This window comes from Achromobacter sp. JD-1, assembly GCF_038594925.1.
Lineage (GTDB): Bacteria > Pseudomonadota > Gammaproteobacteria > Burkholderiales > Burkholderiaceae_B > Achromobacter > Achromobacter spanius_C.
Map to the genome: position 1 here is coordinate 1 of NZ_JBCGCS010000016.1, position 14,425 is coordinate 14,425.

Genomic DNA, 14,425 nt, shown 5'->3' on the forward strand with positions numbered 1-14,425 from the left:
AACAGCACCGCCTTGCCTTCCATGACCGGCTTGGAGGCCAGCGCGCCGATATTGCCCAGGCCCAGCACCGCCGTGCCGTTGGTGATCACGCCCACCAGGTTGCCACGCGCGGTGTAGCGGAACACATTGGCCGGGTCGGCCACGATTTCCTCACAGGCCGCCGCCACGCCCGGCGAATAGGCCAACGCCAGATCGCGCTGGTTGGTCAGTTGCTTGGTCGGCGTGACCGAGATTTTGCCGGGGCGGCCGGCCTCGTGATATTCAAGGGCGGCTTTGCGAAGGTTGGCATCCATATGGGCGGCTACAGGCTGGTAAGTGAAACAGAGGGAGGAATTCTATTCCCATGACGGCCGTCTGGGTATGCCCGCGCGACCTCGCCTCTTGGGGCAGGGCAAGCGGCGGAATCTTACATTAAGCTGAACAACATTCAGCTTGCGTTGGGCAGGAATAGGGGAAAACGACCATCGGGGTCGAATAGCGTCTTGACCCGGTCGTCGAGCCGGAACGTGGCAAGTCCGGGCGTTTGGGGTTCCGGTGACGGGAGGTAAGGCGCCGCGGGCTCCTGGCCCGAGTCCAGGTCCGAATCCAAGCTTGGCTCCATGGCGGCCGGCGCATCAGTCAGCGTCACGCCCTGCACCCATGCCAGCGTGCCGCCGTGGCCCAACAGCAGATGAGCCAGGTTCACGGTGGCCGGGGCATCGGGCTTCAACGCGTCCAGCCGGTAGCGGCCCAGCCAGTGGTCGCCGTCCCGCGTGGCGAAGGCGTCGCCGCCCGAGGCCAATTTGAATAGCGCGGGCACCAGGCTTTGCACGGTGGCCGAGCGCAACGGCTGGACATCGGCCTCGCCAAACGGCCCCAGGGTTTCTTCAACCCCGTCAGCCAACATGACATCCACCGTCAGCAAACCCGAGGCCGCACAGCGGCCCGCGCGCCAGGGTGCTGGCGCGGCCAGCCATTCCGCCAGGGTCATGGCGTCCGGCAAGCCCGCGAACTGCCGCAAGCCGGCCTGGACCAGCGCCGCCATGGGCACGCCTGGCTGCGCCCGCCAACGCGGGATGTCGCCGGGCTGGTCCACCAGGCGGGCCAGCCCGGCCAGCCGCGACGGATCAATCCGCAGGCGCGGGCTGCCGGACGGCGCATACGGCCCCGTCGCCCCCTCCAGCGCCATCACGACGCCGTACTCGGCGCACAGCGTGCGCGCATGGGCCACGTCGGCATCGCGCGTGGGCGTCAGGATGGCCTGCGCACCGCCCGGGCCGTTCTCGCCCAAATCATTGACCTGCCCCTGGCACAGCAGCTTCAAGCGCTGCATGAATGCGGCCCACGGCGTTTGCGCGGGCCGCCTACCTAGCAGGAAAGCGCGCCGGGATGGCTGCATGACTACAATTCCTTTTTGCTTCAAAGACGCTATTCGAGAATCCAATGCCCCGCCTTGCTGCTCGCACCCATGACTTTCTGACCTTCCAGGTAATGGAACTTTTCAAGCAGGCGCAGGCGCTCCAGGCGGCGGGCAAGGACATTATCAGCCTGGGCATTGGCGAACCGGACTTTACCGCGCCGCCCCAGGTGGTGGAAGCGCTGGACCGCGCCGCCCGCGCCGGCCTTAGCGGCTATGGCCCGGCCGCCGGCCTGATGCCGCTGCGAGCCGCCATTGCGCAGTTCTACCACGACCAGTTCGGCGCCAAGATCAATCCGGCGCGCGTGATTGTCACGGCGGGCGCGTCGGGCGCGCTCACGCTGGCCTGCGCGGCGCTGGTCAATCCAGGTGGCGAAGTCCTGATGCCGGACCCGTCCTACCCCGCCAACAGCAACTTCGTGCTGGCGGCGGGCGGCGTCCCGCGCTTGATTCCGAGTTCGGCCGCGAAGCGGTTCCAGCTTTCGGCGGACGACGTGGCCCGGCACTGGACGCCCGCCACCCAAGGCGTGCTGGTGGCGTCCCCGAGCAACCCCACCGGCACCTCCATCGCCCATGCCGAACTGGCGGAACTGTTGGCGCAGGTGCGCGCGCGCGACGGCTTTGCCATCGTCGATGAAATCTACCTGGGCCTGTCCTATGAAGGCCAGCCGAAGTCGGCATTGACGCTGGACGATGACATCATCGTCATCAACAGTTTTTCGAAGTACTTCCATATGACAGGCTGGCGGCTGGGCTGGATGATCGTGCCCGAAGACATGGTGGCGCCGGTCGAGAAAATTGCCGCCAGCCTGGCGATCTGCGCGCCCACCCTGGCCCAGCACGCGGCGCTGGCCTGCTTCACCGAGCAGGCGATGAAAACCTTCGAGCACCGCCGCGAAGCATTCAAGCAGCGCCGCGACTACCTGTTGCCTGAGTTCGAGCGCCTGGGCATCCATGTGCCGGTCAAGCCAGACGGCGCGTTCTATATCTACGCCGATATCAGCAACCTGGGCATGGACAGCGTCACGTTCTCGCAACGCCTGCTGCGGGAAGCCGGGGTTGCCGCCGTGCCGGGGCTGGACTTCGGGCCGGCCCATGGCGGCCACACCATGCGTTTTTCCTACGCCACCGGCCTGGACCGGCTGGAAGAGGCCGTGGCCCGCATCGGCCAACTGCTGCAGCGCTGAACCAAAAAAAAACGCGCTTCATGAAGAAGCGCGTTGTGTGCCGGTGGGCACGCCGGGCGGGATCAGTCCCGCGCCAGCGCAATGCCCGAGGCCAGCGCCAGGCGCCGGCGTTCTGCCTGTACCTTGGCACCATAGCCGTTGTCGTTCGGCCCGGTCGCGCCCACGTAGCAGGCCAAGCCGGCGTCGACCGAACCACGTCGGTTGATGCAGTCGCGCAGAATCGTGGCGCCCACGCCAATATTGGCGGCGGGGTCCAGCGGGTTCTTGCCCACGGCGTCGAACTTCTCCTGGTGCACGCTGGTCATGACCTGCATCAGGCCCTGCGCGCCCACATGGCTTTCGGCCAGGGGGTTGTAGCGGGACTCGATGGCGATGACGGCCAGCACCAACAGGGGATCAAGCTGCTTTTCGCGGCTGACCTTGTACACGGTGTTCAACAGCGGGCCGGTGGCGTCATAGGCCACCTTGTATTTGCGCGATATATAGTTGCGCAAAGCCTCTGCCTGGGGGCCCGTGGCCGACAAGGCGGACTTTTTCGGCGCCGGCGGCGCGACGCGCGCAGGCCCCAGCATGCCGGTGGCATTGCTGGCGGGAGCGGTTGGTACGGCCATGGCAATTGCCGACGCAGTGTCGGAACCCAGTTCGGAACCGGCATCGGAATCGGTGCCGGTTTGCATGGATGAAGGCGCTAGGGCGGTCAACAAGGCTTTGTGCACTTGCAATGCCTGGTCGCGCAAACCGGGCAGGGCAAATCCCATGCTTACCGTCACAATCACTGCGATGCCCAGATAGACTGAACAGATTCGCAAGCACTCGGCAAGATACTGGTGCACTCCTTGGGCCATATTCCTGAACAGGCTGGCCACTGACGCATCGGGCATGAAAACCTCCTGCGTGGAAAAAGAGGGAGTCAATGTTAACCTCTCTTTCGACCTCAAATGTAACCAAATCGCTGGGATCTGTAGTGAAATACCGCGACCTTAGAGACTTCCTCGCCCAACTCGAACGCATGGGCGAGCTCAAACGCATTGCCGCGCCCGTGTCCACGCGCCTGGAAATGACCGAAATTTCCGACCGCGTGCTGCGTGCCGAAGGCCCCGCCCTGCTGTTTGAAAAAGCCCAGCACGACGGCCAGCCGGCGCAGATGCCGGTGCTGACCAACCTGTTCGGCACCCCGTCCCGCGTGGCGCGTGGCATGGGCGCCGACAGCGTCAGCGCGCTGCGCGATATCGGCGAACTGCTGGCCTCGCTGCGCGAACCCGAGGCGCCCAAGGGGCTGCGCGACGCGCTGGCCAAGGTGTCGATGCTGAAGGCCGCGCTGTGGGACATGAGCCCCAAGAACGTGAAGAGCCCGGCGTGCCAGGAAGTGGTCTGGGAAGGCAAGGATGTGGACCTGACCCGCCTGCCTATCCAGACCTGCTGGCCCGGCGACGTGGCGCCGCTGCTGACCTGGGGGCTGGTGATCACACGCGGGCCGAACGCCAAGCGGCAGAACCTGGGCATCTACCGCCAGCAGCTGCTGGGGCCGAACAAGCTGATCATGCGCTGGTTGTCGCATCGCGGCGGCGCGCTGGATTTTCGCGACCACGCCCTGGCCAACCCCGGCACGCCCTTCCCCATTGCCGTGGCGCTGGGCGCCGACCCGGCCACCACCTTGGGCGCCGTCACCCCCGTGCCCGACAGCCTGTCCGAATACCAGTTTGCCGGCCTGCTGCGCGGTTCGCGCACCGAAGTCGCGCAAGCGCTTGGCAGCAACCTGTCGGTGCCGGCCTGGGCCGAGATCGTGCTGGAAGGGCATCTGCTGCCGTCCACCGACCCGCGCGCCATCAAGCCCGTGGTGCCCGAAGGCGTCAACCCGCCGCCCAACAGCGACTATGAAATGGCGCTGGAAGGTCCCTACGGCGACCACACCGGTTATTACAACGAGCAGGACTGGTTTCCCGTCTTCACGGTCGAGCGGATCACGATGCGGCGCAACCCCATCTATCACTCCACCTACACCGGCAAACCGCCCGACGAGCCCGCCGTGCTGGGCGTTGCGCTGAACGAAGTCTTCGTGCCGCTCCTGCGGCGCCAACTGCCGGAGATCGTCGACTTCTATCTTCCCCCCGAAGGCTGCAGCTACCGGCTGGCCGTGGTGTCGATCCGCAAGCAGTACGCCGGCCACGCCAAGCGCGTCATGTTCGGCCTGTGGAGCATTCTGCGCCAGTTCATGTACACCAAGTTCATCGTGGTGGTGGACGAAGACATCAACCCGCGCGACTGGAAAGAAGTGGTGTGGGCCATGACGACCCGCATGGACCCTGTGCGCGACACGCTGCTGGTGGAAAACACGCCTATCGACTACCTGGACTTTGCGTCGCCGGTGTCCGGGCTGGGCGGCAAGATGGGGCTGGACGCCACCAACAAATGGCCCGGCGAAACCCAGCGCGAATGGGGCACGCCCATCACCATGGATGCCGACGTCAAGAAACGCGTGGACGATATCTGGAGCCAGTTGGGCCTGTAGCCACACCCGGCAACCGCACCCCGTAAAAAAACCCGCCGTTGTATCCAACGGCGGGTTTTTACTTGGGCGCAACGCAGGACGCTACTGATCGTCCTCGCGCGAACTGCGCCACATCTTGAACAATTGCCAGCCGACCAGCGCACCGCCCGCAACCTTCAACAGCTTGGAGCGCTTGCCGCCCCGCATCAGCAGTGTCGACAAGGACGAGCTGACCAGCGGATAACGGCGCGCCAAGGTAATGGCCTGCATAACCCAGCGCGATGCGCCGCCCGAGGCCAGTCGGGGCAGTAGCCCCCGGATGATCGAGGCGGGCTCCAGCTTTTGGCCGGTCGTGACGATGTCGTGCACCAGCGATTCGCGTTCGATCGCCGCGCGGGCGCGCAGCAATTCGATACGCACCGCGCGATCCACGACGGGAGACCTTTTCGACATGGTTCAGCCCTCCTCGCGCCGACGCGCCAGGGGATCGTCGTCTTGAGCATCGCGCACCCGTTCCAGCAGTTCCGCATCGCGGCTCAGCTCTTCCAGGGTGGCCGCGAACGGTGGTGCGCCATTGACCAAACCATGCCGCACCATCAGCAGCAGCACAATGCCGGCGATTCCGTAAAACGCCGCCAACAAGCCCAAGGCCATGTAGCGGTCTTCGGTGGGCCAGAACAGCACCGCCACCGTCACCGTGAACACCAGCACCGCAAGCGTCAAAAAGAGCAACGCCGCGAATGCCATGCCCAGCAGTTTGAGCAGGCGCGCCTTTTCATCGGCGGCTTCCAGTGCCAGCAGCTCCAAGCGCGTTCGAAACAGCCCGACCAGGCTGGACGCAACGCCGAAAACAGATTTTCGTAGACCCATGGCGTCTGGAACGTCAAAGGCGGGCGTATGCCCGCCTTTGACGCTCTAGCCCTTAACGGCGGCTGATCAGCAAGCCGAGCAGCAGGCCGGTCACGCCTGCGACACCGATGGCTTGCCAGGGATTGTCGTGCACATAGTCGTCAGTGGCGCGTGCGGCTTTGCGGCCACGCTCCAACACGGCGTCTTGGGCTTCGTAGAGGGCTTCACGCGTGCGCTTGAGCGAGGTCATGGCGCGTTCACGCAGTTCGTTGGCCTTGTCGCCCGTGGTGCCGGCTGCTTCGCGCAGCAGGTTTTCGGCGTCGTTAAGGCTGGTCTTGACACTGTCGATGAGTTTTTCTTTTGCGACTTCTTCGGATTTTCTCGTGGCCATTTTATTGAGCTCCTGTTGTGTGTCTATGACGAAAACATCATACCAGCCGCCTTGCCCGCGGCAAGGCGTGCTTGATACCGTGTGCTACTTGATCTGCGTAATTTCAACGGCTGATTTGACGCCACCCTGATCGATGTCTTGCTTCATCACCAGATTCACCGCCGGGCAATACCAATCGGTGACCGTCGTGTTCATGCCGGGAATGGGAATGGTCAGGCCTTGGAACGTGGCCATGGTGGGGTCCGAGTTGCGCGTGTACTTGACGGGGTGGCACGACTGGCTGCCCAAGGCCGTGTTCAACGACGTCTTTTGGCCCACGCTTTTTTCGCCGATGCGAACCGTGGTGCTGGGCTGGCCGCCCACCGGCGCTTCCTTGCCGATCTTCAGGCGGAACGAAGAACCCGGCAGCTTCTGGCCGGGATTAAGCTTGCCGTCGTAAGCGAACAGGCCCAGCATGCGCAGGTCGAACTGGCCCTCGGACGGCTTCGGCGCTTCGCCCGCGGTGGCGTAGCGCACGAAGGTGGCTTGGCCGCCCTTCACCGTCATCAGGTAGTCCAGCTTGGACTTGCCCGGTGGCAGGCCGGCGTAGCCGAAGGTAGCCACGCCTTGCACGCGCGCGCGGCAGTTGTCGCCATTGCTTTTTGTAACTTCGGTGAAGTTCAGGTCCGCGCCCAGGGCCAGGTTGCCCGAACCGGTCAACTGCACCGCACCGCCGTCATGCATGAACTGGGCGTCGCACACGCCCGCCTGCACCGACGCGGCCGCGCCCAGCGCGCCCACGCACAACATCAAGGATGCGATTTTTTGCATCGTCACTAGCCACTCCAGTATTCAGGACAGGCCGCCCACGGCTGGCGGCGGCTGGCTTGATACTACACCGGTTGCCGTGCCTGACATATGTCCACTCGTGTCGATGCGCGGGCGATCAACGCGCGAAGTTCGGGCACGCAGGAACCGCAGCCCGTGCCGCAACCCAGGGTGGATTTCAGCCCGTCCAGATCGCATCCGCGCGCGATGCCCGCCACGATCGCGGCCTCGCTCACGCCAACGCACGCGCATACCGTACGCGAACGCGCCGGCCCGCTGATGCGCCCCGCCAGCAAGGCGGACACGCTGGCGGGCGCCTGGCCGCCGGCGGCCCAGGACAGCAAGGCGTCCTGCGCCCGCATATCCCCCGTCAGCAGGAAGGCGCGCACGCCGTCCTGCGCAACGGCCACGCGGCGCAGCTTGCCTTGCACCAGATCATCGAACACCACGTCGGCCTGGCCAAGATCCAGCGACTGCGCCAACTGGTTGATCACATCGACGTCCGGCGCCTGAGCCGCGGCCACGCGGATCCGCACGCCGCCCGCGCTGGATGGCAACACCACCGCGTAGTCAAAGCGGCGCAGCCAGGGCGCCAGGCGCGCGCGCAAGGCCACGGAATCGCCTTGCAGCCAGCCTGCCGCCTGCCAGGGCAGAGCGGCGGGTTCGACGGCGACGGCGCTGAACTTCAATTCGGGCTGGCGCGAAAAGGGGTCTGTCGCGGGGCTGGCCAGCGCGTTCACGCCCAGCCCCGACATATAGGCGCTGCCCCAATGCATGGGCAAGAAGGCGTGCCCGCGTTGCAACCCCTCGTCCGCCTGCACGGGTAGCACCACACTGCCCCTCCGCGAACGCAGCCGCGCCAGGGCGCCCGGCGCCAGACCCAGGCGCTGCAAGGTTTCGGGATGCAGCGACAGCCAAGGCTCTTCAACATGCTGCGTCAACACGCGCGCCAACGACGTGCGCGCCATCGTGTGCCAGTGGTCACGCAGGCGGCCGGTGGTAAGCGGCATGGGGAAGTCGGGCGTCAGCGCGTCGGCGGGCGGTAGATAGCGCACATCGCAAAACCGCGCGCGGCCGTTGGGGGTGGGAAACGCGCCGTCGGCGTAGAGGCGCGTCGTGCCCTGCCCGGCCCGATAGGGCCACTGCTGCGGGCCATCCCGATCCAGGATGCCGTAGTCCAGCGCGCTGTAATCCAGATCGCGCCCGGCCGTCATGCGGACGTGCTCCGCGAACACTTCGGCTTCGTCGCGGTACGCAAACCCGGCAGCCTGCTCCGGCGCGATGCGGGCCGCCAGGCGCTGCGCCACCGCCTGAGCCAATCGCCAATCCGGTTGCGCATCGCCAGGCGGCGCTACAGCGGCATGCACGCGGCTGACGCGGCGTTCGGAATTGGTGACCGTGCCCGATTTCTCGGGCCAGGTGGCGGCCGGCAGCACCAGGTCGGCATAGGCCAGCGTCTCGGTGCCGGTAAAGGCCTCTTGCACGATCACGAACTCGGCTTGCTCCAAGGCCGCGCGCACGCGGGCCTGGTCAGGCAGCGACTGCGCCGGGTTCGTTGCCGCAATCCACAGCACTTTCACACGGCCGTCGAGCACGGCGTCGAAAAGCTCCAGCGCGGTGGCGCCCGGCGTGTCGGGCAGGCGGTCCACGCCCCACAGCGCCGCGACCTCGGCGCGGTCCTGGGCCACGGCCGGATCGCGGTGGCCCGGCAGCAAGGTCGCCATGCCACCGGCTTCGCGCCCGCCCATGGCGTTGGGTTGGCCGGTCAGCGAGAACGGCCCCGCGCCCGGTTTGCCGATCTGCCCGGTGGCCAGATGCAGATGGATCAGCGCGGCGTTCTTGTCGGTGCCCTGGGTGGATTGGTTCAGGCCCATCGTGTAAAGCGACAGCGCCGCGCCGCCGCTTCCAAACCAGCGCGCGGCCTGGATGATGTCGGCGGCCGGCACGCCGCAAATCTCCTGCGCCACGGCCGGGGGATACGCATCCACGGTATGCATCAGCGCATCAAAGCCGTCGGTGTGGCGGTCGATGTAAGCCTGGTCGATCCGCCCTTCACGCGCCATGACGTGCAACATGGCATGAAAGAGCGCCACGTCCGTGCCTGGCGCGATGGGCAGGTGCAGGTCAGCGAACGCCGCCGTATCCGTACGGCGGGGGTCCACCACAATCACTTTCATGCCGGGCCGGCGCGCGCGGGCCGCTTCCAGGCGGCGAAACAGCACGGGGTGGGCGTACGCCATGTTTGAACCGGCGATCAGCACGGTGTCGGCCAGGTCCAGGTCGTCGTAGCAGGCGGGCGGCGCATCCGCGCCCAAGGTGCGCTTGTAGCCCGACACCGCGCTGGACATGCACAGCCTGGAATTGGTGTCGATATTGTTGGTGCCGGCCAGCGCGCGCGCCAGCTTGTTGAAGACGGCATAGTCTTCGGTCAGCAACTGGCCCGACAGGTAAAAACCCACCGCGTCCGGCCCATGCGCAAGAATGGTGTCGGCCAGTTTTTGCGCCGCGATGTCCAGCGCCTGATCCAGGGCAATGTTCTGGTGCGCCGCACCGCGCGACTCGCGCCATTGCGCCGACAGCACGCGCGCGCCGTCTCGCCGCACCGTGTCGGCCAGGGCCAGGCCCTTGCTGCACAGCTTGCCATGGTTGGCGGGATGATCTTCATCGCCACGCACCCGCAGCACCGCGCCGTCGCGCACCTGCACGCGCACGCCACAGCCCGTGCCGCAATAGCAGCAGACCGACCGCAGTTCGCGTTCGCCCTCGTGCGCGTGCCCCTCCTTCGCGCCGTCCCCATTCGACAGCGGCGCGATCCTACGCAACGGCATGTCCATGGTTTATCCGCCTACCGCCGCGTTATCGAACCCATCACCGGCAGGCTCGCCCGCCATCAACTGATCGCGCAGCGCGCCAATGGCCTGCCCTTCGCGCATCAACCGCACATACCAACTGCTGTCGGCCGTGTCGCCATACAGGCACGCGCCGACCAGCTTGTTGTCGCGAATCACCAGCTTCTTGTAGACACCGTCCAGCGCGTCGGCCAACACGATGGTCTCGGTCTGCGCGCCGCCCTTGAAGTCCCCGGCGGAAAACAGGTCGATGCCCGTCACCTTCAATTTCGTGGACGTGATGCTGCCTTCGTATCGGCCTATGCCATGCATGGCCAGATGATTGGCCGCCACCTTCGCCTGCTCGAACAAAGGCGCGACCAGGCCATAGGCCGTGCCACGATGGCTGACGCATTCACCCACCGCGTAGATGCGCGGGTCGTAGGTTTGCAAGGTGTCGGTGACGACGATGCCGCGATCCACCCGCAAGCCGCAGCTTTCCGCCAGCACCGTGTTCGGCCGCACGCCCACCGCCATCACCACCAAGTCCGCCGGCACCTCCGAGCCATCATCAAACCGCAGCGCCCGCACCCGTCCATCCTCGCCCGCGACGATCTCGCGCGTCTGGCGTTGCAGCAGAAAAGTCAGGCCGCGCGCCTCCAGGCTGCGCCGCAACAGCGCGGCCGCCTCAAAATCCAACTGGCGGTCCAGCAACCCCGCGCCCAGATGCACGACCGATACCCGCATGCCACGCGCGGCCAGACCATTGGCCGCTTCCAGGCCCAGCAGGCCGCCGCCGATCACCACCGCGTTGCGATAGCGCGACGACGCCTCGATCATCCGGTTCACATCGTCGATGTCGCGAAAGGCGACCACGCCGTCCAGGTCATGACCCGGCACCGGCAGGATGGTCGGGTTCGACCCCGTGGCCAGCAGCAGGCGGTCATACGCGGCTTCGGTGCCACCGTCGCAATGCACTCGGCGGCGCACCCGGTCCACCCGTGTGACCTTGCGGTTGCACAGCAGCCGGATGCCGTGCCGCGCATACCAGGCTTCGTCGTTCAGCACGATGTCCTGCAAGGTCTGTTCGCCGGTCAGCACGGGCGAGAGCAGGATGCGGTTGTAGTTGGTGTAGGGCTCGGCGCCGATCACCGTGATGTCGTAGAGGCCGGGTGCCTGCGCCAGCAGTTCTTCCACCGTGCGGATGCCGGCCATGCCGTTGCCCACCACCACCAGCTTGGGTTTTGCGCCCGGCTTGGATGTCGTCGCGCCCATAAGGTCTCCTGTGCGCCCGATCAGGCAACGGCCCGGACGGCGTCGTCTCGCACTTCCAAGACCTCGGCTTCCCGATCCCGTTCGGCGTTGGCGGCGGCTTGCGACCGTTCCGGGTTGCCATGACGGCGATGCAGGAAGTCCACCACCGACGCGCGGCAGGCCAGATACGTGGCGTCATTCGCCAGCCGCACGCGGTCACGCGGGCGCGGCAGGGGCACGGACAGAATGTCGCCTATGGTGGCGGCCGGGCCGTTGGTCAGCATGACGATGCGGTCGGACAGCAGCACGGCTTCGTCCACGTCGTGCGTGACCATGATGGTGGTGGTGCGCGTCTTGGCCACGATCTTCAACAACTCGTCTTGCAGATGCGCGCGCGTCAACGCATCCAGCGCGCCGAAGGGTTCATCCATGAGCAGCACGCCCGGCTCGATGGCCAAGGCGCGCGCGATGCCCACGCGCTGCTTCATGCCGCCCGAAATTTCACGCGGCAGCTTGTTCTGCGCCGGCAGCAGCCCCACCAGTTCAAGCGCCGCCCGCGTGCGCTGCTCCAGTTGCGGACGCTTTTCCGTGGCGCCGAATACGCGCTCCACCGCCAGGTAAACGTTCTGGAAACACGTCAGCCAGGGCAGCAAGGAATGGTTCTGAAATACCACCGCACGATCCGGGCCGGGTCCGGTGATCTCGCGCTCGGCACACAGCAGCACGCCACGGGTCGGCCGGGTCAAGCCGGCAATCAGATTCAACAAGGTCGATTTGCCGCAGCCGGAATGGCCGATCAAGGTAATGAATTCCCCCTGCTCGACTGTCAGGTCGATATCGCGCAGCGCCACGAAGTCGCCCTTGCGGGTGTGGAAGGTCTGGCCCACGTTTTCGATGCGAACGAATTTCTTCATGGCGCTATTCCTCGGTGTAGGTGAAGCGGCGGGCCAGGGCCACCAACAGGGTTTCCAACAGCAAGCCCACAATGCCGATTACAAAAATGGCGATGACGATGTGCTCTACCTTCAGGTTGTTCCATTCATCCCACAGCCAGAAGCCGATACCCGTGCCCCCGGTCAGCATTTCGGCCGCCACGATCACCAGCCAGGCGGTGCCGATGGACAGGCGCACGCCCGTCAGCACATAGGGCAGCACGGCGGGCAGCAGCACTTTCGTGGTCAGCTTCCATTCGGACAGGTTCAGCACCCGCGCCACGTTCAGGTAGTCCTGCGGCACGCGCGACACGCCCACCGCGGTGTTGATGATCATCGGCCAGATCGAACAGATGAAAATCGCCCAGATGGCGGCGGGGTTGGCGGCCTTGAACAGCAGCAGCCCCAAGGGCAGCCAGGCCAGCGGCGACACCGGCCGCAACAGGCTGACGATGGGTGAAAACATGGCGTTGATGGCGGCATAGCGCCCGATGGCGAAGCCCGCCGGAATGCCGATCACCGCCGCCAGGCCAAAGCCGATGGCCACGCGCTCCAACGATGCCACAAGATTCCAGCCGATGCCCTTGTCGTTGGGCCCGTTGTCATAGAACGGGTCGGAAAACAGCGTCACGGCGGCATGCCAGGTGACGCCCGGCGTGGGGATCTCTGGAATCTGCATCGCGATCACCTGCCACATCAGCACAAACAACGCGAAGCCGGCCACAGGTCCGGCCACGGTTTTCAGCGCGGATTCCAGTTTCTCGCGGCCAGCGGCAACCAGTGCTTCGCCGCGGCCCACAGTCGTTACGGTAGAAGTCATAGCAAGCCCTCTTCTGTTGCGGTATTGCGGTCAGACCTTGACCTTGAATCCGTCGGCATAGGCCGCCGGGTTGCTGCCGTCCCACTTCACCCCGTCGATCAGCGTGGACGTGCGCGTTTCGCTGGTGGGCAAGGCCACGCCCGCGGCTTGCGCGGCCTGTTTGTAGAGGTCGATGCGGTTGATCTGCTTGGCCACCGCCAGATAGTCGGGATGCTCTTTCAAGAGGCCCCACCGTTTGTGCTGCGTCAGGAACCACATGCCGTCGCTCAGGTACGGAAAGTTGGCCGAGCCGTCGGCGTAGAAGCGCATGGCGTGCTCGTCCGTCCAGGTCTTGCCCAAGCCGTCCTGGTACTTGCCCAGCATGCGGTCCACGATGCCGCTGGCGTCCGTGTTCACGTAGGATTTGGCGGCGATGGTTTCCGCCGTCTTCTGACGGTTGGCGGGCGAGGCGTCGATCCACTTGCCGGCCTCGAGGATGGCGGCGGTGACGGCGCGCGCCGTGTTCGGATTACGCGACACGAAATCCGCGCTGGTGCCCAGCACCTTTTCAGGATGGTCCTGCCAGATGTCTTGCGAGGTCACGGCGGTAAAACCGATCTTGTCCATGATGGTGCGCGCGCCCCAGGGCTCGCCCACGCAGAAGCCATCCATATTGCCCACGCGCATGTTCGCCACCATCTGGGGCGGCGGCACGGTGATGACCTTGGCGTCTTTCATCGGGTTGATGCCATAGGCGGCCAGCCAGTAATACAGCCACATGGCGTGCGTGCCCGTCGGGAAGGTCTGCGCAAAGGTGTATTCGCGCTTGTCCGACGCCATCAGCTTGGCCAGCGATTCGCCGTCGCGCGCGCCCTTCTCCAGCACCTTGTTCGATAGCGAGATTGCCTGCCCGTTCTGATTCAGGCTCATCAGGACAGCCATGTCCTTCTTGGGGCCGCCAATGCCCAGGTGCACGCCGTACACCAGCCCATACAGCACGTGCGCCATATCGAGCTCGCCATTCAGCAGCTTGTCGCGCACGGCCGCCCACGACGCTTCCTTGGACGGCGTGATGGTCACGCCGTATTTCTTGTCGATGCCCAGCACCGACGCCATCACCACCGAGGCGCAATCGGTCAGCGGAATAAAGCCGATCTTCACCTCGGTTTTTTCCGGCGCGTCCGTACCGGCGGCCCAGGCGCCGGCGCGCACCAACGGGTCAACCAGCGACAGCAGGCCGGCGCCCGCCACCGCGCGCGCCGTGCCGCTCAACCACTTGCGGCGGCTGGCATTCGCGCCCGCGTCCGCATGGGGGGCAAGGTCGGATGAGGGGCTACGTTGTACTGGCGTCATGCATGGCTCCTGGCAAAAAAAAACGTCCCGCGCGCCATGGAACCCAGTCCATTGGCGCAGCGGAACGTCGTTGTCCCTTGCCGCGTAGTGCGGCGCGTTGCGTTGGCGACCGCCGTTGGTCGCCCGATATCACTTAAGCAA

12 protein-coding genes and 2 pseudogenes are annotated in these 14,425 nt (G+C 65.6%); 2 read left to right on the forward strand and 12 right to left on the reverse strand.

Annotation, left to right across the window (positions count from 1 at the left end; all coding sequences use genetic code 11):
• Nucleotides 1-293 (reverse strand): annotated as a pseudogene (locus WBR68_RS21925) (NADP-dependent malic enzyme); the annotation flags it as partial.
• 134 nt (nt 294-427) lie between these two features.
• Nucleotides 428-1,378 carry an FAD-binding protein gene (locus WBR68_RS21930; protein WP_230695253.1) on the reverse strand — a complete coding sequence of 317 codons (951 nt, stop codon included), beginning with the start codon at nt 1,376-1,378 and terminating at the stop codon, nt 428-430.
• A gap of 44 nt (nt 1,379-1,422) precedes the next feature.
• Here WBR68_RS21930 and WBR68_RS21935 point away from each other — a divergent pair, with 44 nt between their 5' ends.
• The gene (locus WBR68_RS21935; protein WP_050448270.1) at nt 1,423-2,583 is read left to right on the forward strand and encodes a pyridoxal phosphate-dependent aminotransferase; all 1,161 of its coding nucleotides are present in this window, start codon (nt 1,423-1,425) and stop codon (nt 2,581-2,583) included.
• Nucleotides 2,584-2,645: 62 nt separating this feature from the next.
• Here the strand turns inward: WBR68_RS21935 and WBR68_RS21940 are convergent, their stop codons facing one another.
• Nucleotides 2,646-3,464: a lytic transglycosylase domain-containing protein gene (locus WBR68_RS21940; RefSeq protein ID WP_050448269.1), complete on the reverse strand. Its 819-nt coding sequence runs from the start codon at nt 3,462-3,464 to the stop codon at nt 2,646-2,648.
• A gap of 83 nt (nt 3,465-3,547) precedes the next feature.
• Here WBR68_RS21940 and ubiD point away from each other — a divergent pair, with 83 nt between their 5' ends.
• Entirely contained in the window at nt 3,548-5,092 is a 1,545-nt protein-coding gene (ubiD, locus tag WBR68_RS21945) for a 4-hydroxy-3-polyprenylbenzoate decarboxylase (protein ID WP_230695254.1), read from the forward strand.
• 81 nt (nt 5,093-5,173) lie between these two features.
• Here the strand turns inward: ubiD and WBR68_RS21950 are convergent, their stop codons facing one another.
• The 9 genes and pseudogenes from WBR68_RS21950 to WBR68_RS21990 all read right to left on the reverse strand — a co-directional run bounded on the left by WBR68_RS21950 (nt 5,174) and on the right by WBR68_RS21990 (nt 14,284).
• Complete coding sequence (locus WBR68_RS21950) at nt 5,174-5,524, reverse strand: hypothetical protein (RefSeq protein ID WP_050448267.1); 351 nt, start codon at nt 5,522-5,524, stop codon at nt 5,174-5,176.
• 3 nt (nt 5,525-5,527) lie between these two features.
• The gene (locus tag WBR68_RS21955) at nt 5,528-5,941 is read right to left on the reverse strand and encodes a phage holin family protein (RefSeq protein WP_230695255.1); all 414 of its coding nucleotides are present in this window, start codon (nt 5,939-5,941) and stop codon (nt 5,528-5,530) included.
• A gap of 52 nt (nt 5,942-5,993) precedes the next feature.
• Nucleotides 5,994-6,311: a DUF883 family protein gene (locus tag WBR68_RS21960; protein ID WP_050448265.1), complete on the reverse strand. Its 318-nt coding sequence runs from the start codon at nt 6,309-6,311 to the stop codon at nt 5,994-5,996.
• An 84-nt stretch (nt 6,312-6,395) separates the two neighbouring features.
• The gene (locus WBR68_RS21965) at nt 6,396-7,121 is read right to left on the reverse strand and encodes a hypothetical protein (protein WP_083447457.1); all 726 of its coding nucleotides are present in this window, start codon (nt 7,119-7,121) and stop codon (nt 6,396-6,398) included.
• A 62-nt stretch (nt 7,122-7,183) separates the two neighbouring features.
• Entirely contained in the window at nt 7,184-9,952 is a 2,769-nt protein-coding gene (locus WBR68_RS21970; protein ID WP_230695256.1) for a nitrate reductase, read from the reverse strand.
• Nucleotides 9,862-11,221 (reverse strand): annotated as a pseudogene (locus WBR68_RS21975) (NAD(P)/FAD-dependent oxidoreductase); the annotation flags it as partial. The pseudogene WBR68_RS21975 and the gene WBR68_RS21970, both read right to left, overlap by 91 nt.
• Nucleotides 11,222-11,241: 20 nt before the next feature.
• Nucleotides 11,242-12,114: an ABC transporter ATP-binding protein gene (locus tag WBR68_RS21980; protein WP_050448264.1), complete on the reverse strand. Its 873-nt coding sequence runs from the start codon at nt 12,112-12,114 to the stop codon at nt 11,242-11,244.
• A 4-nt stretch (nt 12,115-12,118) separates the two neighbouring features.
• Entirely contained in the window at nt 12,119-12,952 is an 834-nt protein-coding gene (ntrB, locus tag WBR68_RS21985) for a nitrate ABC transporter permease (RefSeq protein ID WP_050448263.1), read from the reverse strand.
• Nucleotides 12,953-12,982: 30 nt separating this feature from the next.
• Nucleotides 12,983-14,284: a CmpA/NrtA family ABC transporter substrate-binding protein gene (locus tag WBR68_RS21990; protein WP_127185518.1), complete on the reverse strand. Its 1,302-nt coding sequence runs from the start codon at nt 14,282-14,284 to the stop codon at nt 12,983-12,985.
• Nucleotides 14,285-14,425: the final 141 nt, after the last annotated feature.

Excerpts from the sequence above, each read along its gene's own strand:
- WBR68_RS21930 (WP_230695253.1), bottom strand. The coding sequence starts at position 1,378 with ATGCAGCCATCCCGGCGCGCTTTCCTGCTAGGTAGGCGGCCCGCGCAA.
- WBR68_RS21935 (WP_050448270.1), top strand. The coding sequence starts at position 1,423 with ATGCCCCGCCTTGCTGCTCGCACCCATGACTTTCTGACCTTCCAGGTA.
- WBR68_RS21940 (WP_050448269.1), bottom strand. The coding sequence starts at position 3,464 with ATGCCCGATGCGTCAGTGGCCAGCCTGTTCAGGAATATGGCCCAAGGA.
- WBR68_RS21950 (WP_050448267.1), bottom strand. The coding sequence starts at position 5,524 with ATGTCGAAAAGGTCTCCCGTCGTGGATCGCGCGGTGCGTATCGAATTG.
- WBR68_RS21955 (WP_230695255.1), bottom strand. The coding sequence starts at position 5,941 with ATGGGTCTACGAAAATCTGTTTTCGGCGTTGCGTCCAGCCTGGTCGGG.
- WBR68_RS21960 (WP_050448265.1), bottom strand. The coding sequence starts at position 6,311 with ATGGCCACGAGAAAATCCGAAGAAGTCGCAAAAGAAAAACTCATCGAC.
- WBR68_RS21965 (WP_083447457.1), bottom strand. The coding sequence starts at position 7,121 with ATGCAAAAAATCGCATCCTTGATGTTGTGCGTGGGCGCGCTGGGCGCG.
- WBR68_RS21970 (WP_230695256.1), bottom strand. The coding sequence starts at position 9,952 with ATGGACATGCCGTTGCGTAGGATCGCGCCGCTGTCGAATGGGGACGGC.
- WBR68_RS21980 (WP_050448264.1), bottom strand. The coding sequence starts at position 12,114 with ATGAAGAAATTCGTTCGCATCGAAAACGTGGGCCAGACCTTCCACACC.
- ntrB (WP_050448263.1), bottom strand. The coding sequence starts at position 12,952 with ATGACTTCTACCGTAACGACTGTGGGCCGCGGCGAAGCACTGGTTGCC.
- WBR68_RS21990 (WP_127185518.1), bottom strand. The coding sequence starts at position 14,284 with ATGACGCCAGTACAACGTAGCCCCTCATCCGACCTTGCCCCCCATGCG.